This window comes from Massilia sp. UBA6681, assembly GCF_002454935.1.
Classification (GTDB): Bacteria; Pseudomonadota; Gammaproteobacteria; order Burkholderiales; family Burkholderiaceae_D; genus Telluria; species Telluria varians.
The window spans coordinates 1-25,897 of sequence record NZ_DKJX01000047.1; the positions used below are offsets into that span (position 1 = coordinate 1).

General features: G+C 65.3%; 23 protein-coding genes. 8 read left to right on the forward strand and 15 right to left on the reverse strand.

Annotation, left to right across the window (positions count from 1 at the left end; translation table 11 throughout):
• Together B2R83_RS06570 and B2R83_RS06575 are read left to right on the forward strand one after the other, a co-directional pair.
• Positions 1-190: hypothetical protein (locus B2R83_RS06570; RefSeq protein ID WP_292039387.1), on the forward strand; the 190-nt coding region annotated here is incomplete at its 5' end.
• Between the two features lie 20 nt (positions 191-210).
• Positions 211-1,203, forward strand: a complete 993-nt coding sequence (locus B2R83_RS06575; RefSeq protein WP_292039388.1) for a response regulator — start codon at positions 211-213, stop codon at positions 1,201-1,203.
• Between the two features lie 128 nt (positions 1,204-1,331).
• On the opposite strand, the gene B2R83_RS06580 is transcribed toward B2R83_RS06575, so the two are convergent.
• From B2R83_RS06580 to B2R83_RS06600, 5 genes are all read right to left on the reverse strand, one after another.
• A complete protein-coding gene (locus B2R83_RS06580; protein WP_292039390.1) occupies positions 1,332-2,501 on the reverse strand; it encodes a glycosyltransferase family 4 protein in 1,170 nt (389 codons plus the stop codon).
• 9 nt (positions 2,502-2,510) lie between these two features.
• On the reverse strand, positions 2,511-3,611 hold the full coding sequence (locus B2R83_RS06585; protein ID WP_292039392.1) for a glycosyltransferase family 4 protein: 1,101 nt from the start codon (positions 3,609-3,611) through the stop codon (positions 2,511-2,513).
• A 35-nt stretch (positions 3,612-3,646) separates the two neighbouring features.
• Positions 3,647-4,579, reverse strand: a complete 933-nt coding sequence (locus B2R83_RS06590; protein ID WP_292039461.1) for a GDP-mannose 4,6-dehydratase — start codon at positions 4,577-4,579, stop codon at positions 3,647-3,649.
• 13 nt (positions 4,580-4,592) lie between these two features.
• A complete protein-coding gene (gmd, locus tag B2R83_RS06595; RefSeq protein ID WP_292039394.1) occupies positions 4,593-5,636 on the reverse strand; it encodes a GDP-mannose 4,6-dehydratase in 1,044 nt (347 codons plus the stop codon).
• A 284-nt stretch (positions 5,637-5,920) separates the two neighbouring features.
• Positions 5,921-8,233 (reverse strand): NADP-dependent malic enzyme, encoded by a 2,313-nt coding sequence (locus tag B2R83_RS06600; RefSeq protein WP_292039397.1) that lies wholly within the window; start codon positions 8,231-8,233, stop codon positions 5,921-5,923.
• Between the two features lie 169 nt (positions 8,234-8,402).
• Here B2R83_RS06600 and thiL point away from each other — a divergent pair, with 169 nt between their 5' ends.
• On the forward strand, positions 8,403-9,365 hold the full coding sequence (thiL, locus tag B2R83_RS06605; RefSeq protein WP_292039400.1) for a thiamine-phosphate kinase: 963 nt from the start codon (positions 8,403-8,405) through the stop codon (positions 9,363-9,365).
• Here thiL and B2R83_RS06610 read toward each other — a convergent pair.
• Complete coding sequence (locus B2R83_RS06610; RefSeq protein ID WP_292039402.1) at positions 9,358-12,009, reverse strand: EAL domain-containing protein; 2,652 nt, start codon at positions 12,007-12,009, stop codon at positions 9,358-9,360. The genes thiL and B2R83_RS06610 overlap by 8 nt on opposite strands.
• The gene (locus B2R83_RS06615; protein WP_292039405.1) at positions 12,006-14,021 is read right to left on the reverse strand and encodes an ATP-binding protein; all 2,016 of its coding nucleotides are present in this window, start codon (positions 14,019-14,021) and stop codon (positions 12,006-12,008) included. The genes B2R83_RS06610 and B2R83_RS06615 overlap by 4 nt, the downstream gene beginning before the upstream one ends.
• Positions 14,022-14,312: 291 nt before the next feature.
• Here B2R83_RS06615 and B2R83_RS06620 point away from each other — a divergent pair, with 291 nt between their 5' ends.
• The 3 genes from B2R83_RS06620 to B2R83_RS06630 are packed head-to-tail and all read left to right on the forward strand — an operon-like array spanning position 14,313 to position 18,599.
• Entirely contained in the window at positions 14,313-14,795 is a 483-nt protein-coding gene (locus B2R83_RS06620; RefSeq protein WP_036213072.1) for a CinA family protein, read from the forward strand.
• Positions 14,796-14,809: 14 nt separating this feature from the next.
• Positions 14,810-15,736: a metallophosphoesterase family protein gene (locus tag B2R83_RS06625; RefSeq protein ID WP_292039409.1), complete on the forward strand. Its 927-nt coding sequence runs from the start codon at positions 14,810-14,812 to the stop codon at positions 15,734-15,736.
• Between the two features lie 43 nt (positions 15,737-15,779).
• Entirely contained in the window at positions 15,780-18,599 is a 2,820-nt protein-coding gene (locus B2R83_RS06630) for a M16 family metallopeptidase (protein ID WP_292039412.1), read from the forward strand.
• A gap of 18 nt (positions 18,600-18,617) precedes the next feature.
• On the opposite strand, the gene B2R83_RS06635 is transcribed toward B2R83_RS06630, so the two are convergent.
• From B2R83_RS06635 to B2R83_RS06655, 5 genes are all read right to left on the reverse strand, one after another.
• Positions 18,618-20,258, reverse strand: a complete 1,641-nt coding sequence (locus tag B2R83_RS06635; RefSeq protein ID WP_349681043.1) for a phospholipase effector Tle1 domain-containing protein — start codon at positions 20,256-20,258, stop codon at positions 18,618-18,620.
• A 214-nt stretch (positions 20,259-20,472) separates the two neighbouring features.
• Positions 20,473-20,655, reverse strand: coding sequence for a hypothetical protein (locus tag B2R83_RS06640; protein WP_292039469.1), 183 nt, complete (start codon positions 20,653-20,655; stop codon positions 20,473-20,475).
• Positions 20,652-21,410 (reverse strand): DUF3304 domain-containing protein, encoded by a 759-nt coding sequence (locus B2R83_RS06645; RefSeq protein WP_292039416.1) that lies wholly within the window; start codon positions 21,408-21,410, stop codon positions 20,652-20,654. The genes B2R83_RS06640 and B2R83_RS06645 overlap by 4 nt, the downstream gene beginning before the upstream one ends.
• Positions 21,411-21,418: 8 nt before the next feature.
• Positions 21,419-21,697 carry a phage late control D family protein gene (locus B2R83_RS06650; protein WP_349681044.1) on the reverse strand — a complete coding sequence of 93 codons (279 nt, stop codon included), beginning with the start codon at positions 21,695-21,697 and terminating at the stop codon, positions 21,419-21,421.
• 6 nt (positions 21,698-21,703) lie between these two features.
• Positions 21,704-21,871 (reverse strand): hypothetical protein, encoded by a 168-nt coding sequence (locus tag B2R83_RS06655; protein ID WP_292039418.1) that lies wholly within the window; start codon positions 21,869-21,871, stop codon positions 21,704-21,706.
• Between the two features lie 186 nt (positions 21,872-22,057).
• On the opposite strand from B2R83_RS06655, the gene B2R83_RS06660 reads away from it, so the two are divergent.
• Entirely contained in the window at positions 22,058-22,384 is a 327-nt protein-coding gene (locus B2R83_RS06660; RefSeq protein WP_036213087.1) for an ArsR/SmtB family transcription factor, read from the forward strand.
• Positions 22,381-23,388 carry a cation diffusion facilitator family transporter gene (locus tag B2R83_RS06665; protein ID WP_292039421.1) on the forward strand — a complete coding sequence of 336 codons (1,008 nt, stop codon included), beginning with the start codon at positions 22,381-22,383 and terminating at the stop codon, positions 23,386-23,388. Before B2R83_RS06660 ends, B2R83_RS06665 begins: the two co-directional genes overlap by 4 nt.
• Positions 23,389-23,409: 21 nt before the next feature.
• On the opposite strand, the gene cysK is transcribed toward B2R83_RS06665, so the two are convergent.
• Genes cysK through tcdA form a run of 3 tightly spaced genes read right to left on the reverse strand, consistent with a single transcriptional unit; the run spans position 23,410 to position 25,842 of the window.
• Entirely contained in the window at positions 23,410-24,342 is a 933-nt protein-coding gene (gene cysK, locus B2R83_RS06670) for a cysteine synthase A (protein WP_036213091.1), read from the reverse strand.
• A gap of 31 nt (positions 24,343-24,373) precedes the next feature.
• Positions 24,374-24,916, reverse strand: a complete 543-nt coding sequence (locus B2R83_RS06675; RefSeq protein ID WP_027865485.1) for an FKBP-type peptidyl-prolyl cis-trans isomerase — start codon at positions 24,914-24,916, stop codon at positions 24,374-24,376.
• A 35-nt stretch (positions 24,917-24,951) separates the two neighbouring features.
• Complete coding sequence (tcdA, locus tag B2R83_RS06680; RefSeq protein WP_292039428.1) at positions 24,952-25,842, reverse strand: tRNA cyclic N6-threonylcarbamoyladenosine(37) synthase TcdA; 891 nt, start codon at positions 25,840-25,842, stop codon at positions 24,952-24,954.
• Positions 25,843-25,897 lie beyond the last annotated feature (55 nt).

Sequence of the window (25,897 nt, forward strand, 5' to 3'; positions counted from 1 at the left end):
CTCTTCCGATCTGCTGCAGGTGCTGCGCCGCGGCGCCCTCGACGATGCCGCCCTGTCCGGCCTGGCCGCGGCGCTGGCCGGCCATCCGGTGGCGCCGCGCGTGGCCCAGATCCAGGGCGCGATCGGCGACTTCGAATTCGACTCCGCCCTGGAACAGCTGGAGACCGTGATGGCCACGCTGGAAGAATAAGTTTTACAGGATTGACGAGCATGACCCAACCGAACAACCGGCCGCTGATCCTCGCGGTCGACGACGAAGCCAGCAACCTGCAGCTGCTGCGCCAGATCCTGCAGGACCACTACCGCCTGCTGTTCGCCAAGGACGGCGCGCGCGCTCTCGAGCTGGCGCGCCAGGAACGTCCCGACCTGGTGCTGCTGGATGTGATGATGCCGGGGATGTCCGGCTACGAAGTGTGCGCCTCGCTCAAGTCGAACCCGGATACCGCAGCGATTCCCGTGATCTTCGTGACCGCGCTCACCGACACCGCCGACGAGCTGGAAGGCTTCGAGGCCGGCGCGGTCGACTACATCACCAAGCCGGTGAGCCCGCCGATCGTGCGTGCGCGCGTGCGCACCCACCTGTCGCTGGTGCGCATGGAAGAGTTGCGCGCGACGCGCCTGGAAATCGTCCAGCGCCTCGGCCTGGCCGCCGAATACAAGGACAACGAGACCGGCCTGCACGTGATCCGCATGAGCCACTTCTCGCGCATCCTCGGCATCGCTGCGGGCATGAGCGAGGTGGAAGCGGACGACCTGCTGCACGCCGCGCCGATGCACGACGTGGGCAAGATCGGCATCCCGGACCGCATCCTGCAGAAACCCGGGCCGCTCGATCCGGACGAATGGAAGGTGATGCAGAGCCACGTGACGATCGGCGCCGAGATCATCGGCGAGCACGAAGGCGGCATGCTGGCGCTGGCCTCGCAGATCGCGCTGACTCACCACGAGAAATACGACGGTAGTGGCTACCCGAACGGCCTGCGCGGCGAGGACATCCCGCTGGTCGGGCGCATCGTGGCGATCGCCGACGTGTTCGACGCGCTGACCTCGAAGCGGCCATACAAGAAGGCCTGGACAGAGGATGAAGCGCTGACCTTCCTGCGCGAGCAGAAGGGGCGCCATTTCGATCCGGCGCTGGTCGACCTGTTCCTCGAACAGATGCCGGCGGTACGGGCGGTGCAGCAGCGCTGGGCTGAGGCTTAAGAACTGCCAAACACCGTAGGGTGGGCAGGGTCCCTGCCCACGCGGTGATAGTTGGCCGATGCATATCGCGCCGATATGCTGAAGTGATTTGAACGCGTGCGCGGCAAAGCCGCCCACCCTACAAAACCTTATCGCGTCGGCGGCACGCCCGCCAGTCCCACGCTCTCGCGCGCATTCGCGGTGGCCTTGCGCGCCACCAGCTCCTTGTACAGGTCGGTGTAGTTGGCCGCCATCTGCTCCGAGGTGAACAGCTCGTGGTAGCGCTGTTCCGCGCGCACGCCCATGCGGCGCGCCATCTCGGTGTCGTTCCACAGCGCCTGCAGCGCGCCGCGCAGCGCCGCGGCGTCGGAGGGCGGCACCACCAGCCCGGTCTCGCCATGCTGGTTGATGTAGGTGGTGCCGCTGCCGATCTCGCAGGAGATCATCGGCTTGCCGTACATCGCCGCTTCCAGCAGCGAGATACCGAAGGATTCCGCCCGCAGGTGCGAGGGGAAAGCCATCGCATAGCACAGGCTCAGGAGCGCCGCCTTGTCGGCGTCGTCGACGCCGCCGGTGAAGATCACGTGCTTCAGGCCGAGACGCGCCGCCTGCTCGCGCAAGGCCTGCTCTTCCGGTCCGGTGCCGACGATGACGATCGGGTAGTCCAGGCCGCGCGCCGCTTCCAGCAGGACGTGCAGGCCCTTGTAGTAGCGCAGCACGCCGACGAACAGGAAGAACTTCGGACCGAGCTTGGCGCGCCAGTGCGCCAGGCGGCACGGCTCGACGTGCGGATAAGTCGACTTGTCCAGGCCGTAGGTGATGATGCGGGTCTTGTCGTGGTAGCGCTGCAGCACGTTCGAGGAAGCCAGGTAGTTGGGCGAGGCCGCGACCACGGCATCGACACTGTCGAAGAAGCGGTACTTGAGCGGCTGGTACAGGCGCAGCAGGTGCTTCTGGCGCACGATATCGGCGTGGTAGCTCACCACGGTGGGCTTGTCCACGCGCGCCATGAAATGCGCCAGGTCCATGAACGGCCACGGGAAGTGGTAGTGGACCACGTCGGCCTCGCGCGCCATGCGCGACAGCGCGCCGATCGCCTGCAGCGAGCAGGCATTCGAGGCGATCTCGAAGTTCTGCGGCACGCGGTGCACGGTGTGCCCATCGAGCGTATAGGGCGCCAGGTCTTTCTGGCGCGACAGCGACAGCACGGTATTGTTAACGCCCAGGCGCGTCGTGCCGACGCACAGCTGGCGGATCACCTGTTCGATGCCGCCAAGGGAGTCCGGATAGTACGTCTTGTAGAAATGAAGGACACGCATGTTGGAAGCTTACTGCGAAAGTAGCGCACGGTACACCTCGGCAGTCTGCCGTGCGGTAGCGTGCCAGGTCAGTTGTTCGGCCCGCGTGCGGCCGGCGGCGATGCAGCGCGCGCGCTCGCGGGCGTCGTTGGCCAGCGTCTGCAGCGCGCTGGCCAGCAGGCCCGTGTCGAGCGGATCGACCTCGAGTGCGGCGCCTTGCGTCACTTCGGGCAGCGAGCTGGCGTTCGACGCCACCACCGGGACGCGCGAGGCGAAGGCCTCGACCACCGGGATACCGAAGCCCTCGTACAGCGAAGGAAAGGCGAACACGCCGGCGCCCGCATACAGGTGGCGCAGCTGCTGGGCGTCGGTGAGCTTGTCGAGCCAGACCACGTTCTCGCCATTGGCCTGCGCCGCCTGGAGCTGGGCGACCAGCGCTTCGCAGCGCCAGCCGCGCGCGCCGACCACCACCAGCGCGCGCTCGTCGCGCAGGGCCTTCGGCAGCGTCAGCCAGGCATCGAGCAGGCGGCCGACGTTCTTGCGCGGTTGCAGTGTGCCGACAGTGAGGAAATAGCCAGGGCGCAGTTTGTAGTGTGCAAGCGTAGCTGCCATCGCCTCCGCGTCGGGCGCCTCGAGCCATTCCTCGTCCACGCCGCAGTAGACAACCGAGACCCGGTTCGGGTTCACGCCGAAGCATTCGACCAGTTCGTCGATCGCGAAGTGCGACAGCGCGATGACGTGGTCGGCCTTGGCGGCGGCCTTGCGCTGCAGCCAGTTCTTGAGGCTGCGCAGGCGCGGGTTGCACCATTCGGGGTACTTGATCGGCAATGCGTCGTGCAGGGTCGCCACCACCGGGCAGTCCATGCGCACGATGCGGTAATCGGTGACATGGAACAGGTCGGCCGGCATGTGGACGCGGTGCGCGGCAGGCGTGGCGAGGTCGACCAGGGAAGCGGTTTCGAAGGATTGCGGCATGGGCTGGCCGATGCTGATGCCCTGCCCCTTCGAACGGATGCGCGGCCAGGAATACGGGACGACGCTGCAGCCGGTGCGCGGCAGGTGCCGCATCAGTGCGCTGGTATAGACGCCGATGCCGTCGAGGCGGCCGCCGGTCAGGCCCGGCTCGATCATGGTCGTTCCGAGCCCGACGGTGAGACCGCCGCCCCTCACGCCAGGTACATCCAGCGCAGCGTCTCGGACAGCGGCGTCGGGTCGAGTTGGCCGATGACGGCGGTGAGCTTGCTGTTGCTGCCCGACAGCGTGAGCACGTCGTTGGCGCGCACGAATGCCGGGTTAACGTGCACGTCGATGTGGTAGCCGGCGATCTCGCTCATCATGTCGATCAGGTTGGCCAGCGAGTGCGAACTGCCGGAGCAGACGTTGAAGGCTTCGCCGGCAGGCGCCACGGCCAGCAGGCGGCGGTAGGCGCGCGCCACCATGCGCACGTCGGAGAAGTCGCGCGCGATCGCCAGGTTGCCCAGCTCGATGCGCTTCTCGTTGCGGCGGAAGTGGGACACGATCTTCGGCAGCAGGAAGTTGTCGGTCTGGCCCACGCCGGTATAGTTGAACGGGCGCGCGATGGTGATCGGCAGCTTGTCCATCCACAGGCGCGCCATGTATTCCATGGCCAGCTTGCTGACGGCGTAGTCGTTGGCCGGGCTTGGGCTCACGTTCTCGTCGATGACGGGCACGCTGGCATTGCCGTAGATGTTGGCCGAGGAGGCCAGCAGCACACTGGTGGGGCGGTGCTTGCCGGCGGCCAGCGCTTCGAGCAGGTTGCGCGTGCCGACCACGTTGACGCGGTAGATCAGTTCGGCATCCGAATGGGCCACGAAGGCGATGCCGGCCAGGTGCGCGACCACGTCGGGCTGCACCTCGTCGACCATCCGCGCCACGGCGTCGCGATCGCACAGGTCGACCGCATGGATGTCCGGGCCGAGCTCCTCGCCCGGCATGACGGTGCCGTAGACACGGTAGCCGGCCGCGGTGAGCTCCTGCGCCATGTAATAGCCGGTGAAGCCGCGCAGGCCCGTGATGAGCGCGCGGCGTCCCTCGCCTTCCCTCCCGCCGATGAAGGCCGGGATGTCGTCGGTGGCCATGCGTTCCATGATCTTAGAACGAGAATCCGATTTCGTTGCGACGCAGGTCGGCGTCGACCATCATCTGGCACAGTTCTTCGAGCGTGGTCTTGGGCTCCCAGCCCAGCACGCGCCTGGCCTTGGACGGATCGCCGATGAGCAGGTCGACTTCGGCCGGGCGGTAGAACTTCGGCGACACGCGCACCAGGGCCTTGCCGGTACGGGCGCAATGACCCACTTCGTTCTCGCCTTCGCCGGCAAACTCGATGTCGATGTTGGCGCCCTTGAAGGCCATGCTGACGAAGTCGCGCACGGTCTCGGTACGGTTAGTGGCCAGCACGAAGGTATCGGGTTCGTCGGCCTGCAGGATGCGCCACATGCCTTCGACGTATTCCTTGGCGTAGCCCCAGTCGCGCTTGGCGTCGAGGTTGCCCAGTTCGAGCACGTCGAGCTTGTTCAGGACGATCTTGGCGACCGAGTCGGTGATCTTGCGGGTGACGAATTCGCGGCCGCGCAGCGGCGACTCGTGGTTGAACAGGATGCCCGAGGAACCGTAGATGCCATAGGACTCGCGGTAGTTGACGGTCATCCAGTGGGCGTACAGCTTGGCCACGCCATAGGGGCTGCGTGGATAGAAAGGCGTCTCTTCGACCTGGGGAATGGACTGCACCTTGCCGAACATCTCGGAGGTGGAGGCCTGGTAGAAGCGGATCTTCGGATTGACGATGCGGATGGCTTCGAGCAGGTTGACCGCGCCCAGGCCCGTGATCGAGGCGGTGGTGACCGGCTGCTCGAAGGACACGCCAACGAAACTCTGCGCCGCCAGGTTGTAGACCTCGTCGGGCTGGCTGCTTTCCATCAGGCGGATGCTCGAGGACAGGTCGGTCAGGTCGTATTCGACCAGCGCCAGGTTCGGATGCTTGTCGATGCCGAGCTCTTCGATGCGCCAGAAGTTGACCGAACTGGAGCGGCGGAAGGTGCCGGTCACGTGGTAACCCTTCTCCAGGAGAATCTGCGCCAAGTAGGCGCCATCCTGGCCGGTAATACCAGTGATCAGGGCTCTTTTCGTTGTTTGCATATTCTTGGGTTCTTGAAGATGGTCTTGCAGGCAGCCAGACTCAGGAAAGCCGGGATTGTATCAGAGAGGAGGAGTTGTCTACCTTGACACGGTAGAGAGTGCTGCAATAAATGCAACACTTTATCTCGACATTATGCCTTGAAAAGTATGCCACCCGGCGCCCGCTTACGGATTGTTACCGTTGTATTTGAGCGAAGACAAATAGTGAAGTCTTGAGACAAAAACGCCTGACGCAGCTCAAGGTGCTGCGCCAGGCGTGCGTTTCACGGTTTGTTGGTACTTACTTACCTCTGCGACACTGCATCCACGACACACAAGGCCGTCATATTGACAATGCGGCGCACCGTCGACGACGGCGTCAGGATGTGCACGGGACGTGCGCAGCCCAGCAGGACCGGGCCGATCGCGATGCCGTTGCCGGCAGCGCTCTTGACCAGGTTGTAGGAAATGTTGGCGGCGTCGATATTCGGCATCACCAGCAGGTTGGCGTCGCCGCTCAAGCTGGAGTTCGGCATGATCTTCATCCGCACCTTGGCTTCGATCGCGGTGTCGCCGTGCATCTCGCCGTCGATTTCCAGGCCCGGCTTGGCCTGCTGCACCAGCGGCAGCACCGCGCGCATCTTGCGGGCCGATTCGCTGTTGTAGGTGCCGAAGTTCGAATGCGACAGCAGGGCCGCGCGCGGCTGCATGCCGAAGCGTTCCATCTCCTCGGCCGCCATCACGGTGATCTCGGCCAGCTCCTCGGCGTTCGGGTTCTCGTTGACGTGGGTGTCGACGATGGCCAGCTGGCGGTCCGGGGTGATCAGGAAGTTCATCGCCGCGTACACCTTCGACGCCGGCCGCTTGCCCAGCACCTGGTCGACGTAGTGCAGGTGCATCTGGGTGGTGCCGTAGGTGCCGCAGATCAGGCCGTCCGCGTCGCCCTTGTGGACCATCATGGCGCCGATCAGGGTGTGGCGGCGGCGCATCTCGATCTTGGCCAGGTCGACGGTCACGCCCTTGCGCTTGGCCATCTCGTAGTAGGTCTGCCAGTAGTCGCGGTAGCGCTCGTCGTAGTCGGGGTTGATCACGTCCACGTTCTGGCCGAGCTTGAGGCGCAGGCCGAACTTCTCGATGCGCTTTTCCAGCACCGCCGGGCGGCCGACCAGGATCGGGCGCGCCAGCTTCTCGTCGACCACCACCTGCACCGCGCGCAGCACGCGCTCGTCCTCGCCCTCGGCGTAGACGATGCGCTTGGCTTCCATCGGCGCGGCCTTGGCCACCGAGAACAGCGGCTTCATGAAGGTGCCGCTGCGGTACACGAACTGCTGCAGGCTCTCGGCGTAGGCGGCCAGGTCCGCGATCGGCCGGGTGGCGACGCCGCCGTCCTGCGCCGCCTTGGCCACCGCCGGGGCGATGTGGGTCAGCAGGCGCGGATCGAAGGGCATCGGGATCAGGTACTCCGGGCCGAAGGACAGGTTGGCGATGCCGTAGGCCGAGGCCACGATGTCCGACTGCTCGGCGTGGGCCAGGTCGGCGATCGCGTGCACCACCGCGATTTCCATTTCGCGGGTGATGGTGGTCGCGCCGCAGTCCAGCGCGCCGCGGAACATGTAGGGGAAGCACAGGACGTTGTTGACCTGGTTCGGGTAGTCCGAACGGCCGGTGGCGATGATGGCATCGCTGCGCACCGCCTTGACGTCTTCCGGCAGGATCTCCGGGTTCGGGTTGGCCAGCGCCAGGATCAGCGGGTTCGGCGCCATCTGCGCGACCATGTCCTGCTTCAGCACGCCGCCTGCCGACAGGCCCAGGAAGATGTCGGCGCCGGGGATCACATCAAGCAGCGAGCGGTGCGGGGTATCCTGGGCGAAGCGCGCCTTGTCCTCGTCCATCAGCTCGGTGCGGCCCTTGTAGACCACGCCGGCCAGGTCGGTGACGAAGATGTTCTCGAGCGGGAAGCCGAGGTCGACGATCAGGTCGAGGCAGGCCAGCGCGGCCGCGCCGGCGCCCGAGACCACCAGCTTGCAGTTCTTGATATCCTTGCCGACCACCTTCAGGCCGTTCAGGATGGCGGCGCCGACGATGATGGCGGTGCCGTGCTGGTCATCGTGGAAGACCGGGATCTTCATGCGCTCGCGCAGCTTGCGCTCGATGTAGAAGCACTCCGGCGCCTTGATGTCTTCCAGGTTGATGCCGCCGAAGGTCGGTTCGAGCGAAGCGATGATGTCGACCAGCTTGTCCGGGTCGTTCTCGTTGATCTCGATGTCGAACACGTCGATCGCGGCGAACTTCTTGAACAGCACGCCCTTGCCTTCCATGACCGGCTTGGAGGCCAGCGGGCCGATGTTGCCCAGGCCGAGCACGGCGGTGCCGTTCGAGATCACGGCGACCAGGTTGCCGCGCGCCGTGTACTTGTACGAGTTGGCCGGGTCCTTGACGATCTCCTCGCAAGGGGCGGCGACGCCCGGCGAGTAGGCCAGCGCCAGGTCGCGCTGGTTCAGCAGGCCCTTGGTCGGGGTGACACTGATCTTGCCGGGGCGGGGAATCTGGTGATATTCGAGTGCTGCTGCGCGCAGCTGTTGACGCAATTCTTCTTTCTTGTCCGATGACGAGTCCATGCCGGGCAGCCTTCCTGAAACTAGAGGGGAACCTCCAATTTTATCAGACGAACAGTTGACAAAGGCTACGTATTTTCAACAGGCAGTCATGGATATATAAGTTTTGCTAATAATTCAAGCTCTGCCATTAGCCCAGCTTCTAGTTAAAGGGGGCGATTACAATGCGCAGATGCTTTCCGAATTCGACCTCATCAAACAATTCTTCAAGCGCGAGCGCCCCGGCCGGGCCGACCTGGGCATCGGCGACGATTGCGCCCTGCTCACGCCCTCCCCCGGCATGCAGCTGGCGATCTCGAGCGACATGCTGGTCGAGGACCGGCATTTCTTCGCCGGCGCCGATCCCGTCAATCTGGGCCATAAGAGCCTGGCGGTGAACCTGTCGGACCTGGCGGCGATGGGCGCGCGCCCGGTCGGCTTCACGCTGGCGCTCGCGCTGCCCGCCGCCGACCCGAGCTGGCTGGAGGGTTTCTCGCGCGGGCTGTTCGCGCTGGCCGACGCGCAGGGCTGCGAGCTTATCGGCGGCGATACGACCAAGGGCCCGCTGAACATCTGCATCACGGTGTTCGGCGAGCTGCCCCCCGGGCATGCGCTGCGGCGCGATGCGGCGTGCGTGGGAGACGACATCTGGATCTCGGGCACGCTGGGCGACGCGCGGCTGGCCCTGGCCGGCTACCTGGCGGAAGTGGCGCTGCCCGACGAGGATCACGCGCAGGCGGCCGAACGCATGCACACGCCGGCGCCGCGCGTGGCCCTGGGCCTGGCGCTGGCGGCGCAGCCGGTCGCGCATGCGGCCCTCGATGTGTCGGACGGGCTGGTGGGGGACCTCGGGCACATCCTGGCGGCTTCGAAGGTCGGCGCCACGCTGGAGGTGGACGCGCTGCCGGCCGGGCCGGTGCTGGCGCGGCAATCGCTCGAACTGCGGCGCCGCTTCACGCTGGCGGGCGGCGACGATTACGAGCTGTGCTTCACGGCGCCGGCAGCAAACCGGGAAGCGGTGCTGGAAGCCGGACGGGTCAGCGGCACGCCTGTCACCCGCGTTGGCCGAATCGAGGCGGCGCCAGGGCTGCGCTTCGTGGATGCTCAGGGAATGCCGCTCGATCTCAAGCTGAGCGGGTGGGATCACTTCAGCTGACCGCGCCCGTTTTCTCCACATCCTCGCGCGGCACCTTGCGGTCGTCATACGGCCCGTAGGTCAGCCAGTAGTGCCGGAACGCCAGCCGGATATTCTCCCGCAGTTGCAGGTCGTGCCAGGGCTTGGTGTAGAAGCGGTAGATCGCCCCGCGGTTGATCGAATCGAGCACCGTCTCCACGCCGGTATAGCCCGACAGGATGATGCGGATGGTCTCCGGATACATCTCCTTGACCTTGCTGAGGAACTCGGTGCCGCTCATGACCGGCATGCGCTGGTCGCACAGGATCACCTGCACCCGGTACAGCGCCAGCAATTCGAAACCCTCGGCCGGCGAGGAGGCCGTCAGCACCCGGTAGTTGTCGCGCCTGAACAGGCGGTGCAGCGCGGTCAGCACGTTGACGTCGTCGTCCACGATGAGCAGGGTCTGCACCTTGTCGTCCTGGGCCGGCGGCTGGTCGGGCTGGGCGCGGTTGTCCTGTACCAGGCGCGCCAGCTCGTCGGCGGGCAGGCCGCGCGAGAAGTGGAAGCCCTGGATCTCGTCGCAGCGGTTGCGCCGCAAATACGCCATCTGCGCGCGCGTCTCCACGCCTTCGGCGATCACCTGCATGTGCAGGCTGTGCGCCATGCTGATGATGGCCAGCGCGATCGCCGCATCGTCCGGGTTGGTCACGATGTCGCGCACGAAGGCGATGTCGATCTTCAGCTTGTCGATCGGGAAGCGCTTGAGGTAGGCCAGACTCGAGTAGCCCGTGCCGAAGTCGTCGATCGCAATGCGGATGCCGAGTTCCTTCAGCCGGCCCAGCACGGCGATGGTGTGCTCGGCATTCGACATCAGCGCGCTTTCCGTCAGTTCCAGCTCCAGCATGCCGGGCTCGACCCCGTGCTTGTCGAGCGCGGCGCGGATCACGCTTTCCAGGTCGCCTTCGACGAACTGGCGGCTCGAGACGTTCACCGCCACCCGCACGTCGCGCACCCCGCTTGCGTTCCAGGCCGCGATCTGGCGGCAAGCTTCGTCGACGATCCATTCGCCGACCCGCACCACCAGCCCGGTTTCCTCCATCAGCGGCACGAACTCGGCCGGGTAGACCAGCCCGAAGCCCGCCCGGTTCCAGCGCAGCAGCGCTTCCACGCCCGAGATGCGGCCGGTGTTCAGTTCCAGCTTGGGCTGGTAGTACAGCACGAACTGGTTACCCTCGAGCGCGCTGCGCAGCGCCAGTTCGAGGTCCAGGCGCGCCAGCACCTGCACGTTCATCCCGGCGGTGAAGAAGCGGTAGCCGTCGCGCCCCGCTTCCTTGGCGCGCACCATCGCGGTGTCGGCATACTTGATCAGGGTGCCCGGCTCGGTCGAGTCTTCCGGGTACATGGCGATGCCGATGCTGGCCGTCAGCGCGGCCTGCTGGCCGTGCAGGTCGAAGGGGGCGCGCAGCGACTCGCGGATCTCGTTGGCGACGTTCACCGCCTCCTGCTGGTCGCGCGTCATGGTCAGGATCAGGGCGAACTCGTCGCCGCCCAGGCGCCCAGCCGTGTCGCGCAGGCGCACCACGCGCACCAGGCGCGTGCTGAACTGGCGCAACAGCTCGTCGCCGAGCGAGGTGCCGAGCGAATCGTTGATGATCTTGAAGCGGTCGAGCGTGATGCACAGCACCGCCACGCGCCAGTTCTTGTCGCGCGCCAGCTCGATGGCGTCGCGCAGGTTCTGGAAGAACAGGGTGCGGTTCGGCAGGCCGGTGAGCGCATCGTAGCTGGCCATGTGGCGCAGGCGTTCCTGGGCGTGCAGGCGCTCGCTGATGTCGCGCGCCACCGCGATCAGCATGCGGCTCTTGCCCAGGTCTTGCAGCTTCCAGCTGATCTCCACCGGCACCGCGCCCTGCCCGCCGGCGCGCAGCAACTCGGTCTCGACGATGTCGCCGGGCAGCGCGCCGAATTCCGGCTTGTCTTCCTCGCCATCGACGCCGGGCGCGGCGGTGGGGGCGCCGCCATGGGCCAGCGCATCGGCCGCCAGGTGGCGCTCGAGCAGCTGGCGCGTGCCCAGGCCCAGCGCCACCGGGTCGATGCGCAGCAGCGCCTCGCGCGAGAAACCGAGCATGCGGCAGGCGCCGTCCGAGACGTCCACCATCGCCATCGAGGCGGTGTCGATCAGGAAGATCGCATCCGGCGTCGCATCCATCGCGCCGCGGAAGCGCGCCAGCTCGGCGGTGCGCTCGCGCACCTCGCGCTCCAGCTGCACCCCGTAGTCCTGCGACTCGCGGTGCAGCAGGCGCACTTCCAGCAGGTTGCGGATGCGCGTCATCACCTCCACGGTGTCGAAGGGCTTGCCGATGAAGTCGCGCGCGCCGGCTTCCAGCGCCGCCAGCTTCTTGTCCGGCTCGGCCGTCACCACCAGCACCGGCAGCCAGGAATCGCTCTCGAGCGGCTTGAGCGCCTCCATCACGTCGAAGCCGTCCATGGCCGGCATGTGCAGGTCGAGGATGATCAGGTCGAAGCGATGCTTCAGGTGCATCGACACCACCTGGCGCGGATCGCAGGTAGCCGAGACGTTCTCGTACCCGGTCGTCGTCAAGAGGTATTCCAGCAGCTGGACGTTGACAGGTTCGTCGTCCACGACGAGGATGCGCGCGCGGCGGATGTCGGACAGTGAAATCATTCGGCCTTCCTTTCGGCTGGTTTTGCTTTGGCCAGCGTACTGTTGATCGCGTCGGTGAACTTGTCGATGTCGATCGGTTTGGTCAGGTAGCGGGTGAAGCCTTCGGCCATGCCGCGCTCGATGTCGCGCTGCATGGCGTTGGCGGTCAGGGCGATGACCGGGATGCCGGCGGTGAGCGGATCGGCGCGCAGCTGCCTGAGCACCTCGATGCCGCTCATGCCCGGCAGGTTCAGGTCCATCAGGATGATCGCCGGCTGGTACGCGCGCGCCAGCGACAGGCCGACATGGCCGTCGTGCGCCGACAGCAGGCGCAGGTCGGAACGGAAGCGCACGATCTCTTCCACCAGGCGCAGGTTGGCGGGGTTGTCCTCGACGTACAGGATCAGCTGCGGTTCTCCCTCGTCCGGCACGGTATGGACTTCCTGCGCCTCGGCGGCCACGCCCTCCGCCTGCGCCGCCAGCGGCGCGGTGGTGGCCAGCTCGATCCAGAACACGCTGCCCATGCCTGGGCTGCTGGACACGCCGATCTCGCCGCCCATCAGCTCGACCAGGCGCTTGGTGACCACCAGCCCGATGCCGGTACCCTCCTGGCTGCCGCCCTCCTGGCCGAGCCGGTTGAAGGGCTGGAACAGGCTCGCCACCTGTTCGGCATCGAGGCCGGCGCCGGTGTCCCGCACCGACAGGCGCAGCCGGGTCGGGGCCACCTGTTCGCAGGTAACCACCACGGCGCCGGCCTCGCGGTTGTACTTCACCGCGTTGGAGAGCAGGTTGAGCAGGACCTGCTTCAGGCGGGTGCGGTCGGCCAGCACCACCGCCCCCGGCGTGTCCGGGAACAGCACGTGCACGCCGCGGCTTGCCGCGATCGGCTCGACCATGGCGCGGGTTTCCAGCAGCGTGTCGGAGAGCGCCACCGGCTCCATCGACAGCGTCACCGTGCCCGACTCGACCTTGGCCAGGTCGAGGATCTCGTTGATCAGGGTGAGCAGGTGGCGGCCGCTCTTGAGGATATGGCCGGCGAATTCCTTCTTCTGCTCGATCGTCGAGGGCAGCGTATCGGAAGTGAGAATCTGGGCGAAGCCCAGGATCGCGTTGAGCGGCGTGCGCAGCTCATGGCTCATCGAAGAAAGAAACGCCGACTTGGCCTGGTTGGCGCTGCGCGCCTCTTCGATCGCATTGGCCAGCTCGGCGTTGGCCAGCGCCAGCTGCAGGGTGCGCTCGTCCACGCGCTGCTCGAGCTGCTCGTTCAGGCGCATGACTTCCTGCTGCGCGCGCGAACGTTCCGCCGCTTCGCGCGCGATCTCGCTGCTCGAGGTCTCCAGTTCGCGCGTGCGCCCTTCGATCTCGGTCAGCATGGCATTGAAGGAATCGACCAGCTCCCCGGCCTCGTCGTTGCTGATGCGCGGCGCGCGGCGCGAGTAGTCGCGGGTGGCGACGACGTCGCGCGCGATCTCGGTGATGGCCACGATCGGCGCCGTCACCACCCGGCCCATGCGGCGCATCAGGAGGTAGGCCACCAACATCGCCAGCAGCGTCACCCCCGCGGCGATGCTGAGGTAGTCGACCGTGCGCGCCAGCAGCTGGTTCTCGGCGCGCAGGTAGACCGTGCCGAGCGCGTCGCCGTCCTCGACGATGCGGTGGTGGATGACCAGCTTGTCGCGATCGCTGGCGGGGGCGGCGGGCAGACGCTCGGGCAGCCCGCTCGCCTCGCCGGCCGCCTGGTAGGAAGCGAACAGCTCGCCGTTGGCGTCGTAGATGGCGGCGGCGCGCACCTGGGGGCGGGTGCGCAGCAGCGCCAGGTTCTCCTTGGCCAGGCGCGGATCGTCGAAGCTCAGCGCGGCCGAGCTCATGTGCCCGACCAGTTCCGCCTGGGTGGCGAGGTCGTTCAGCAGGCTGCGGTGGTAGCTGCGCAGGTCGTAGAAGATGATGATCGCCACCGACACCAGCAAGGCGACGAACGTGGTGGTCATCACCGCCCGCACCAGCTTGCTGCGGATCGAACGGCGATGGGTCATGCGGCCTCCAAGGTCCTACGTCAAACGAATTTGTCAATACAGATGCCACCGGCCGGACGCGGCGGCGCAAACAGCATAGCCGACGACTTCGTGTCATGTCGCACGGAACTTTTCACTATTCAACCATATGCACACCGGGTAAAACATGCATGCGGCTTGAAGTGCACGCTTTCTGTGTCAGTGCAGCACGGACCGCGCTAGAATAAACTGCGCGCCGCTCGCGTGCGCCACATCGGCCTCGGCCTGCTCATCGGTTCACCGCAGGGTCAACCGCATTCAAAGGAGCTTCACGTGACGAACGATATCCTAGATCTTGCTACGAAAGTTGGCCGGGCGCTCGAGGCCAAGCGCCTGGTGCTGGCCACCGCCGAATCCTGCACCGGGGGCGGCGTATCCCAGGCAATCACCGAAATCCCGGGTTCCACCGGCTGGTTCGATTGCGGCTTCGTCACCTATTCCAACAATTCCAAGACCGAGCTGCTGGACGTGCCGGCCGCGCTCATCGCGCAATTCGGCTCGGTGAGCGAGGAAGTGGCCGGCAAGATGGCCGAGGGGGCGCTGTCCAACAGCACGGCCGACGTCGCGGTGTCGACCACCGGCATCGCCGGGCCGACCGGCGCGGTGCCGGGCAAGCCGGTGGGCACGGTCTGTTTCGGCTGGTCGCGCGGCGACACGACCTATACCGAGCGCCTGGTGTTCCAGGGCGACCGCAAGGCGGTGCGCGAGCAGACCGTGGCGCATGCGCTGCAGGGCCTGCTGCGCTTCATCGAGTAGGCAGGCAAGCCTCGATGACTGGCATGGCGCCGCGCCTGCTGGGCGGCCTGGCGCTGCTTGCAGCCGCCGGGCCGGGATGTGCCCAGGCCGCTGCCGATACCGATACCGCCGCGTACACCGTGTATGCGGCGGGCGACATCGCGCGCTGCAAGCACCCCGACACGCGCTGGTCGGGCGCCGCCGCCACCGCCAGGCTGGTGGAACCGCTGCTGCGCGCCAATCCCAGGTCCGCCGTGCTGTCGCTGGGCGACCACACTTATCCCTACGGCAGGGCAGCCGAGTTCAAGAACTGCTACCACCCGACCTGGGGACGCTTCCGCGAGCGCACCTGGCCCACGCCCGGCAACCACGAATATGCGACGCCCGGCGCCGCGCCCTACTTCGCGTATTTCGGCGCACGGGCCAAACCGCAAGGAAAGAGCTGGTACAGCCTGCGGCTCGGCAGCTGGCTGGTGGTGTCGCTCGACAGCAACCTGGAAGGGGCGGCGCACGCCGAGCAGATCGGCTGGCTGCGCGACACGCTGGCGCGCGAGAAGGCCACCTGCACCCTCGCCTTCTGGCACCATCCGCTGTACACCTCGGGCGGCCACTTCCGCGAACAGGGACGCTTGCGCGACGCCTTCGCGCTGCTGCATGCGGCCGGCGCCGAGCTGGTCCTGTCGGGCCACGATCACGACTACGAACGCTTCGCGCCGCAGGATGCCGACGGCCGGCTCGACCGCGCCAGGGGCGTTCGCCAGTTCGTGGTCGGCACCGGCGGCGCCTATGCCACGCCCTTCCTGCAGTTCACGCCGAACAGCGAGGTGCGCGAAGCCAGCTACGACGGCGTGCTGGAGCTGCGCCTGCTGGACGGCGCCTACGCATGGCGCTTCCTGCCGGCCGATCCCAGCCGGGTGCCGGCGGGCGCCACGCCCGACCACGGACGCGGCAACTGTCACTGAGTTGCCACCGAGTCGCCACTGAGCGCCACAGAAGGAGCACCACATGAGATACTGCCGGCTGCTCGCCCTGATATTGATGATGACCACATTCGCTCCACCCACTGGCGCCCAGTCCGCGCCGCCGCCTCTGCCCACCGTCGCTTTCGAAAAAACCACCCTGCCCAACGGCCTGCAAGTGATCCTGGTCGAAGACCGGCGCCTGCCGATCGTGGCAGTGAACATCTGGTACCACGTCGGCCCGGCCAACGAAGCGCCCGGCCTGACCGGCTTCGCCCACCTGTTCGAGCACATGATGTTCGCGCAGACGCGCCACATCCCGCGCGGCATGGCCGACCGCCTGCTGGAAGGCGCCGGCGCCACCGACAGCAACGGCGGCACCGGCTATGATCAGACCAGCTACTACGACACCGTGCCCTCCAACCAGCTGGAGCTGGCCTTGTGGGTGCACGCCGACCGCATGGGCTACCTGCTCGACGTGCTCGACCAGAAGGCGCTCACCAACCAGCAGGACGTGGTGCGCAACGAACGCCGCGAAACCGTCGAGGACGAACCCTACGGCCTGGTGCAGGAAGCCCTGGCGCATGCGCTGTTCCCGAAGGGCCATCCGTATTACGCCTCGATCATCGGCTCGCACGCCGACATCCAGAACGCGAAACTCGACGACGTGCGCCAGTTCTTCCAGCGCTACTACGGGCCGAACAACGCCAGCATCGTGATCGCCGGCGACATCGACAAGGCCATGACGCGCGCCCTGGTCGAGCGCTACTTCGGCAGTTTCAAGCGCAGCCCTCCGGTGGCGCGCCCCAGCGTGACGACGCCGCCGATCACCAGCGAGCGCCGCGTGGTCGTGCGCGACCGCGTGGAGCTGCCGCGCGTCTATATGGGCTGGCTGACGCCGCCGGCCTACCAGCCGGGCGACACCGAGCTGGCGGTGGCGGCCGAGATCCTCGGCGGCGGCAAGTCGAGCCGGCTGTACAAGAAGCTGGTGTACGAGCGCCAGATCGCCCAGGACGTGGACGCCAGCCAGAACTCCCAGGGCCTGGTCTCGACCTTCGTCATCGACGTCACCGCACGTCCCGGCGTCGAAGCGCGCGCACTGGAAGCGGCGATCGACGCCGAGCTGGCCCAGCTGCGCGATCACGGCCCCTCGCAGCGCGAAGTCGAGCGCGCCCGCAACAGCCTCGAGACCGCGCTCCTGAGCACCGTCGAGAAGCTGGGCGGCGACGGACTGGCGGACCAGCTCAACCACTACAACCAGTACACCGGGGACCCGGGCTACCTGGCAAAAGACGTGGCGCAGCTGCGCAGCATCACGCCCGCCGACGTGCAGCGCGCCGTGCGTGCCTACCTGCGCCAGCAGGCGCGCGCGGTGGTCACCGGCCTGCCCGGCAAGCCGGTCATCGACGACCCGCGGGTTCCGCCTGCGCCGAAAGCCGGCAAGGCCGCCAAGCCGGCCACCGTGGCCGCGCACGATGCGATCAACGTGCCGGAACCCTGGCGCGCGCAGCAGCCGAAGGCGGGGCCGGCCCCGCGCTTCACGCTGCCGCAGGGCGAGTCCTTCAAGCTCGCCAACGGCCTCACCGTGATCCACCACTACAAGCCGGGCCTGCCGCTGGTGGCGGCCCAGCTGGTGGTGCGTAGCGGCAGCGCCGAGAATCCCGCCGACGTGCCGGGCCTGGCCGGGTTCACGGCGCAGATGCTGGAAGAAGGCACGGCCACGCGCAGCGCTCCTGGAATAGCCGACGAGATCGCGCAGCTCGGCGCCTTCCTGGACACCGGCACCGGTCTTGATGCCTCCATGGTGTCGCTGCTGTCGCTGCGCGCGAACTTCGCGCCGGCGCTCGACATCATGGCCGACATCGTGCTGCGCCCGGCCTTCCCCAACGCGGAAGTCGAGCGCCAGCGCGCCGACCGGATCGGGGAACTGATCCAGCAGCGCGACGATCCGGAATCCGTGGCGGCGGTGGCCGCGGCCGGCACCTTGTACGGCAGCGGGCACCCGAAGGGCTATGGCCAGCTCGGCGCCGAACCGGCGATCCGCGCCGTCACGCGCGACGACCTGGTGGACTTCTGGCGCCGCCACTACGTGCCCGGGAATGCCGCGCTGGTGGTGTCGGGCGACATCGCGCGCGGCGAACTGAAGGCGCTGGTGGAATCGCGCTTCGCGGCCTGGGCGCGTGCCGACGTCCCCGACGGCGGTGCGGAAGAGCCCGCCGGCACGCCCGCGCGCCTGGTGCTGGTCGACCAGCCGGGCGCGGTGCAGACCGCGCTGCGCGTCACTAGCATCGGGGTGGCGCGCACGACGCCGGACTTCCCGGCGCTGCAGGTCCTGAACGGCGCGCTGGGGGGAATGTTCTCCAGCCGCCTCAACGACAACCTGCGCGAGACCAAGGGCTACACCTACGGCATCTCCTCCTGGTTCCGCTACGACCGCACGCCCGGCCCCTTCGTCATCGCCAGCAGCGTGCGGCGCGACGCCACCGGCGCCTCGGTGCGCGAGATCTTCAGCGAGCTGAACGCGATGCGCGATGCGCCGTTGCCGGCCGCCGAACTCGACACCGCCCGCGACGCCCAGGTGCTGTCGCTGCCCGGGGCTTTCGAGACCAATGCCGACATCGGCGCCAGCATGGCCGACATCTTCATCTACGGCCTGCCGCTCGACTACTACGCGCGCCTGCCCGGCCAGCTCTCGGCCGTCACGGCGGCGCAAGTGCAGGCCGCGGCGCGCAAGTACCTGGCGCCGGAACGGATGAAGGTGGTCGCCGTGGGCGACCGCAAGCGCATCCTGCCGCAGCTGCAGACGCTCGGGCTGGGAACGGTGGAGGTGCGGGATAGCGATGGGCAGTTGCCGCGCGTCCGATGAATTTGCTCCGGTTGCAAATCAGGAGACAAGATCGGAATCCGAGCCTGCGTAGATTTTCCGAAATCTCAGATAGCCTGCGCAGGCGATCAAATCGGAAGCAGACCCCCAGGGCTCCCGTCCTTCAGTAACAAGGCGGGGAATCTTGCCGTGCTTCTGGTATTCCTCCACGGCACCTCGCTGCTCTTCAGTCAGTCCATCGTCTGCGCGCATCCGATAAACAGAGTTTCCCCGGCCACGCATCCTGGATCGAACTTCATTATGGCTTGCCACCGCCTTGCGTCGCTTCACCCATTTATCGAGCATGGCAAGCATGTCTTTTTCGTTGTCCGGGTTACCGGGTATGAGCTTGAACCAGGCCCTGGAGTCATGGACATAGTTGTCGAAGAACTCCAGTACAGCTGGATTCAGGCTTTTTTCCTTTTCCCACCAGGTCGCAATTTCTTCCCACTCGGCCGCATGGCTGTTGCCGAATCCGGCTTTCTGAACTGAGGGAATGAACTGCCTGCCCTTCTCCTTGAGCCAGGTAGTAAATGCCTTGATTTCTTCTTCGAATTCATGGGCCGCGCTGTGGAGATCGTTTTGGTCGAACACGGATGAACGGAGGAAGCTCGGGCTCTTATGCAATGGGGTCGTTCCGGTGACCCGTCGGGCCAGCCGCCACTCGATCTGCTTGCGCGCCTGCTCGCGCATGATCCGATGGATTGGGCCTTTCGTTTCCTTGCACGTCGCGATGTAGGCGTTGAAGGCGGCGATCGCCTCGGGCTTCAAGGCGAACCTTTGCTTCGCAACCGGGCTCGCCAGCTCAAGCTTCAAGGGAACACCGTTCAGGCGAGCGGCCTTGTACATCATCAAGAGCGGAATTCTCGTCAGCATGTCCGCTCCCGCCGGATCGGTTCCGCGCCCCTGTTCGCCGGGACAGTAGCCGCAGCCGACGTCCGAATGTACCCCGGGCACGACGATTTCCGTGCAGCCTTCGGCGAGGACGCCGTTGACCGAGATCGAATCGACCGGAAAGCTGCGGCGCAGCTCGTGCGCCGCAACGAGATGCAGGCAGCTCATGCCTGCTGGGACACGCATGCTGTCTTCGGCATCTGCCCAAAGTCCATGCCCATCGAAGAACCCGAACGAGTTTGCGGATCCAACGGAGGCGACGGTATCGAACAGGCCCAGGAAGTCGAAGTGCACCGGAAAGCCACCCAGCGACATCGCTCCCGTTTTCCCTCTAAGCCTGGCGTCCAGCTTGCAAAGGGATTGCAGCCAGTTTACGAACACACGGGCTTCGGTGGCGCCGCGCGAAAAACCGAACACCGACATATAGATCGTCTTGACGATACCCGGGTCAATCTTGGCCGGCTTGCCTGTTTTCTCGTTCGGCCAATGCCTGGAGATTGCCTCATGCAATCTGAGCAGCATTTCCTTGAATTTTTGTGGCACCTGCTTTTCGCGACTGTTCAAGCCGAGTTCGCCTCCCCTGCCATCAAGGAGTGCGCGTGTGCTTTTATTCAGGATGAGGGTCCGGCACAGCTCTTTTTCTTCCGTTGCCGATATCAGCGGCGTCTTCAGAAAAAACCGGTGAAGGTTGTTCACGGCCTGGATCAATGCCCACACTATCCTGAAGTCGCCGAATCCGCCTGCTGCGGCGCCAGAGGTAGCTTGCATGCCGGTTCCATTATCGCCTACTTGCGGGAAAGGAGATGCGACGCCCGGGACATAGACTCGGAAGAAATGCTTATATCTGGGCAGTTCGTGTACCCAGTCAGTCGAAGTGGGAAGGACTCCAGGGACGCTCAGGCCGGGGTAACAATCGTAGAGGCGGGCGACGTTCGAATGGTTCTTCGTGGTCTCAGCTTGTTCGTAGTTATTCTTGGTACCGTCAAAAAAAAAAGCCAAAGAACAAGTTTGTATTGCACGATTTCTCCGGAACTCCAATTGGCGGACGCTCCCGTATATCATAGCGTTCCGACATGTCCCTTATTTCCTTCTTTGAAAAAAATATGCTCGGATCGACCACAGAGGAAAAGTTTTCGCCTACTAATGGAGCAAGCATCATTGTCATGGCTTCTCCTCCATAACTTGATTTACTCTGTTCTTGCTGTTCTCAAAGAATTTTTCGTAGTCTTTTTTAAGTTGCACAAGATATCGTGGGTCTTCCGGACCAGTAAACGCTTTAATACTGTCACGATCATATTGTTTTGCATGTTCCCACGCTTCTATACACCCCTTCTTCGGATCCTCTTCCAAATCATGAAGTAGGGATAGCGCAGCATCCACGCTGGCAAGGTGATAATTTAGAAAAATTTTCCACCGTTCTAGGCGATACTCATGAGAGGGAACCGGCCAGCCTTTTATTTTCCCTGGCCAATTCGGATGGTCGGGCTGAAAGTCACTTGATACGATAGCGACCGTACCGTCCGGGGTACGCAGCACCCACAGCTCACCAGGCTTGCCGTCGGGGTATTGCGGGACCTCGACGAGGTGTGTCTCCTTAACTTCAAGCAGCCCATTCTCCAGCCCCCTGTCTACCCAGTGGGTTGCGTTCACCTGCAGTTTGATACCGGGACGCCAGGTCTTGGGCAGCGTCGCACAGCAGGTTGTCCCCCCAACCCCATACGGATCGATCAGTTCTCCGCCGGCACCGGGCTGGTCCTTGAGGGCCGGATTCTTGACGGAATAACTGAAGGTATCCACGGTGTGGTTGACGCCATGAAGATTGACGTCCACGTTTGTTGACTCACTACACGCGGTGAGAGCGGGTTGAATCAACAGGCAGACCAGCACCGGTACAGCATATTTCCAGATCGGCTTGAGCATGTTCGTCCTCATGATGATGTCCTTCGCCAGTCAAACACCGAGTCGACCATCCCGATCACGGTCTTGTCCTGCCACACGCGGCTGTTGCGTACCTGGCCAAGACGCCATAGCCATGGCGAGATGCGCACCCGATAGCGGGCAAGGCCACCGTCGCTCCCAAGCATTGCTACTTCGCTGATCTCTCCAGTAAAGCTGGTGCGGCTACCGTTGGCCAAGGCGATCTGCAGTTTTGCCGACTGTCCCAGCAGTTTTTCCAGCTCTATATGGGCATTGGTCGACAGGACAATGAGGTCTCAGACATCGAGCTCGTTCAAGGCCTCATCGGCCAGGAAAGCCTCGACCAACAGCTCTTTCGTACTGAGGCCAGCGCTGCTGTCGTCGACGCTCAGCTCATAGAGCCTTGTCGTGCTTGAAAAACGGGCAAGCTCGACGGCAATTTGTTCCGCCAGTATCGTGGTCATGAGGGAAAGCTATTCTTCGGTAAGTCCGCGATCCTCGGCGGACGGTCTGAAAATAAAAGTACATCGGCCAACATACCGGACTGATCCGACAAGTCATTGCGCAATCGCATCAATTTTCAGCGGCCGTACTGCTTGCCGGTCACGAGCATTTCGCCTAACATATGAACAAATCTTCACATGTTAAACATGACTACACCTACCGAATTCGAACACGCGGCCGGCGCCGTCGAAGAACTGGCCGACCTGTTCCACCTGCTCGGCGACGCCACCCGCCTGCGCATCGTGCTGGCCTGCCTGGCGCAGCCGACCGCGGTGGGCGACATCGCCGCCTCGCTCGATTTGTCCAGTTCGCTGGTCAGCCACCACCTGCGCCTGCTGCGCGCGGCCCGCATCGTCAAGGCCGAGCGCCAGGGCAAGCAGGTCTTCTACTCGGCTGCCGATGCCCACATCAGCAGCCTGCTCGCCAACATGTTCGAACACATCGCTGAACCAATCAACGGAATGGACGCATGAGCACCACCCACACGCACGACCACCATGATCACGACCACGATCATGGCCACCACCATGGTTTTGGCCACCACCATCACCACATGCCCGATCCGGCCGGGCACGAGCGCGCCTTTGCGCTGGCCATCGGCCTCAACGCGCTGTTCGTGGCCATCGAGTTCACCTACGGCTTCATCGCCCACTCCACCGCGCTGATGGCGGACGCCGGCCACAACCTGTCCGACGTGCTCGGCCTGGTGCTGGCCTGGGGCGCGGCGGCGCTGGCAAAGCGCGCGCCGACGCACCGCTACACCTACGGCCTGCGCGGCTCCTCGATCCTGGCGGCGCTGGGCAATGGCCTGCTCCTGATGGCGGCCTGCGGCGCCATCGCCCTGGAAGCGGTGCAGCGCTTCACCGAACCGGCGCCGGTACAGGGCATGACGGTGTCGATCGTCGCGGGGATCGGCGTTCTGATCAACGGCTTCTCGGCCTGGCTGTTCATGGCCGGCAGCAAGAGCGACCTGAACCTGCGCGGCGCCTACCTGCACATGGCGGCCGACGCCGCGCTGTCGCTGGGCGTGGTGATTTCGGGCCTGCTCATCATGGGCACCGGCTGGACCTGGGTCGACCCGGCGGTGAGCCTGGCGATCGTGGTCGTGATCGTGATCGGCACCTGGTCGCTGCTGCGCGAATCGGTGCTGCTGTCGATGGCGGCGGTGCCGCCCGGCGTGGATGCGAACGCGGTGCGCGACTTCCTCTGCAACCAGCCGGGCGTGAAGGAAGTGCACGACCTGCACATCTGGGCGATCAGCACGACCGAGAACGCGCTGACGGCGCACGTGGTAATGCCGGGCGGATATCCGGGGGACCGTGTGCTGGACGAGATGGTGGACAAGCTGCGCAGCGACTTCGGGATCCACCACTGCACGCTGCAGGTGGAGGAAGGAACGACGCATCATGGGTGTGCGCTGGGCGACCATCATGGTCATGACCACGAACATGATCATGACCATGCCCATGCGCACTGAGTGCAGCCGGGCCGGTGAGTCCTAGCCGGCCAGGTTGGCGTACAGCGCCGTACTCAGGTAGCGCTCGCCGAACGAGGGAATGATGGTCACGATCAGCTTCCCGGCATTCTCCGGCCGCTGCGCCACCTGCACCGCCGCCCACAAGGCGGCGCCCGACGAAATCCCCACCAGCAGTCCCTCTTCGCGCGCCGCGGCGCGCGCCGTCTCGAAGGCATCCTCGTTCTTCACGGTGATCACTTCGTCGTAGACGCCGGTGTTGAGCACCGCCGGCACGAAGCCGGCGCCGATGCCCTGGATCGGGTGCGGTCCCTTGGTCCCTTTCGACAGCATGGGCGAGGCTTCCGGCTCCACGGCGATGGCCTGGAAGCCGGGTTTACGCGCCTTGATGACTTCGCTCACGCCGGTGATGGTGCCGCCGGTGCCGACGCCGGCCACCAGGATGTCGACCCGGCCGTCGGTGTCGCGCCAGATTTCCTCGGCGGTGGTATTGCGGTGGATTTCCGGATTGGCCGGATTGTTGAACTGCTGCGGCATGAAGCAGTTCGGATCGGCGGCCACCAGTTCCTCGGCGCGGCGGATCGCGCCCAGCATGCCTTCGCTGCCCGGCGTGAGCACCAGCTCGGCACCATAGGCGCGCAGCAGCATGCGCCGCTCGTTGCTCATGGTCTCGGGCATCACCAGCTTGCAGCGGTAGCCGCGCGCGGCGCACACCATCGCGAGCGCGATGCCGGTGTTGCCGCTGGTGGGTTCGACGATGACGGTGTCGGGCTTGATCATGCCGGCCCGCTCGGCGGCCTCGATCATGGCCAGGCCGATGCGGTCCTTCACGCTGTGCGCCGGGTTGTGGTATTCCAGCTTGCCGAGGATCTCGGCGCCGCCATTCGGGGCCAGCCTGCGGATTCGTACGAGGGGGGTGTTGCCGATCAGTTCAGTAACGTCGTTCGCAATGCGCATGCCGGTCTCCCGTTTATCGTTGGATTTGACTTTACTTGACGTTCACCAGTTCCACATCAAAGATCAGATCGGCATCGGGCGGAATCATGCCGCCGGCGCCGCGCTTGCCGTAGGCCAGTGCGCTCGGGATGACCAGGGTGCGCTTGCCGCCCACCTTCATGCCCTGCACGCCCTGCTCCCAACCCTTGATGACCATGCCGGCGCCGAGCTGGAACTCGAGCGGGTCGCCACGGTCGAGCGAGGAGTCGAACTTCTTGCCGCGCTGCTTGGGCGCGAGCGGCTTGTGCAGCCAGCCGGTGTAGTGGACCAGGACCTTGCTGCCGACACTGGCTTCCTTGCCCTTGCCGACCACGCGGTCGATGATCTCGACCTGCGGGGTGGGCGCGGCCGGCACGACCGGCTCGGCCTGCGGCTGGACCGTCTGCGGCTGGGTCGCCTGCGGGACGTTCTGCTGCTCCGGCGCAGGCTGGGTGGTGGGCTTGGACGCGTCCTGTTGCTGGGTGGCGCTGTCCTGGGCGGTGGCGCCGGCAGCGGCGGCCAGCAGCAGTGCTGCGAATGCGGTACGACGGATCATGTGGGTTCTTCCATCAAAGTGATCAATAACTGATCCTATGATAGCAAGGCCGCTTCGGCTTGCACAGTTTGCGCTTGAGCAACAACATCGAGCGCGTCCACCGGCTCGGCGTTCGCCGCATCGGCCAGCTTGCGCAGCAGGTGGCCCGCCGCGACCATGCCGAAGGTGGCCGTGACCACCATGCTGGAGCCGAAGCCGGCGCAGTTCAGGCCGGTGACGCTGTTTGCATCGATCGCGCAGGCATCGCCGGCATCCGGGTAGCGCAGCGGCTCCATCGAGAACACGGCATCGATGTGGTACTTGTTCTTTTCACCCTTGGCGAAGCCGTACTGCGCGCGCAGGATCTTGCGCACTTTCTTCAGCAGCGGTTCCTGCTCCGTGCGGGCCAGGTCGCGCACTTCGATCTTGGTCGGATCTAGCTGGCCGCCGGCGCCGCCAATGACGATGAGGGGCAGCTTCCTGGCGCTGCAGTAAGCGATCAGGGCCGCCTTCGACTTGACGCCGTCGATGGCATCGACCACGTAGTCGAAACCTTTGCCGGCGATCATCGTCTCGATGTTCTCCGGATCGATGAAGTCCTCGACCAGGGTGACGCGGCAAGACGGGTTGATCTGCGCGATGCGTTCCTTGAGCGCCTCGATCTTCGGCATCCCGATGGTCGAGCTGAGCGCCTGGAGCTGGCGGTTGATGTTCGATTCGGCCACGTTATCGAGGTCGATCAGGGTCAGGTGGCCGACGGCGCTGCGTGCCAGCGCCTCGACGATCCAGGAACCGACGCCGCCGACACCGATCACGCAAACGTGCGCCGCACGGAAGCGTTCGAGGGCACGCTCGCCATAGAGGCGCGCGATCCCGCCGAAGCGGCGCGCAAAGTCGACTTCGTCGTCCAGGGTAGCTGCAAGAGTAGGGGTATCGGTCAGGTTCATCCCGCCATTTTAACGGACCTCGATTGCGCATCTGCACTAAAATAGCTTCTAGTCA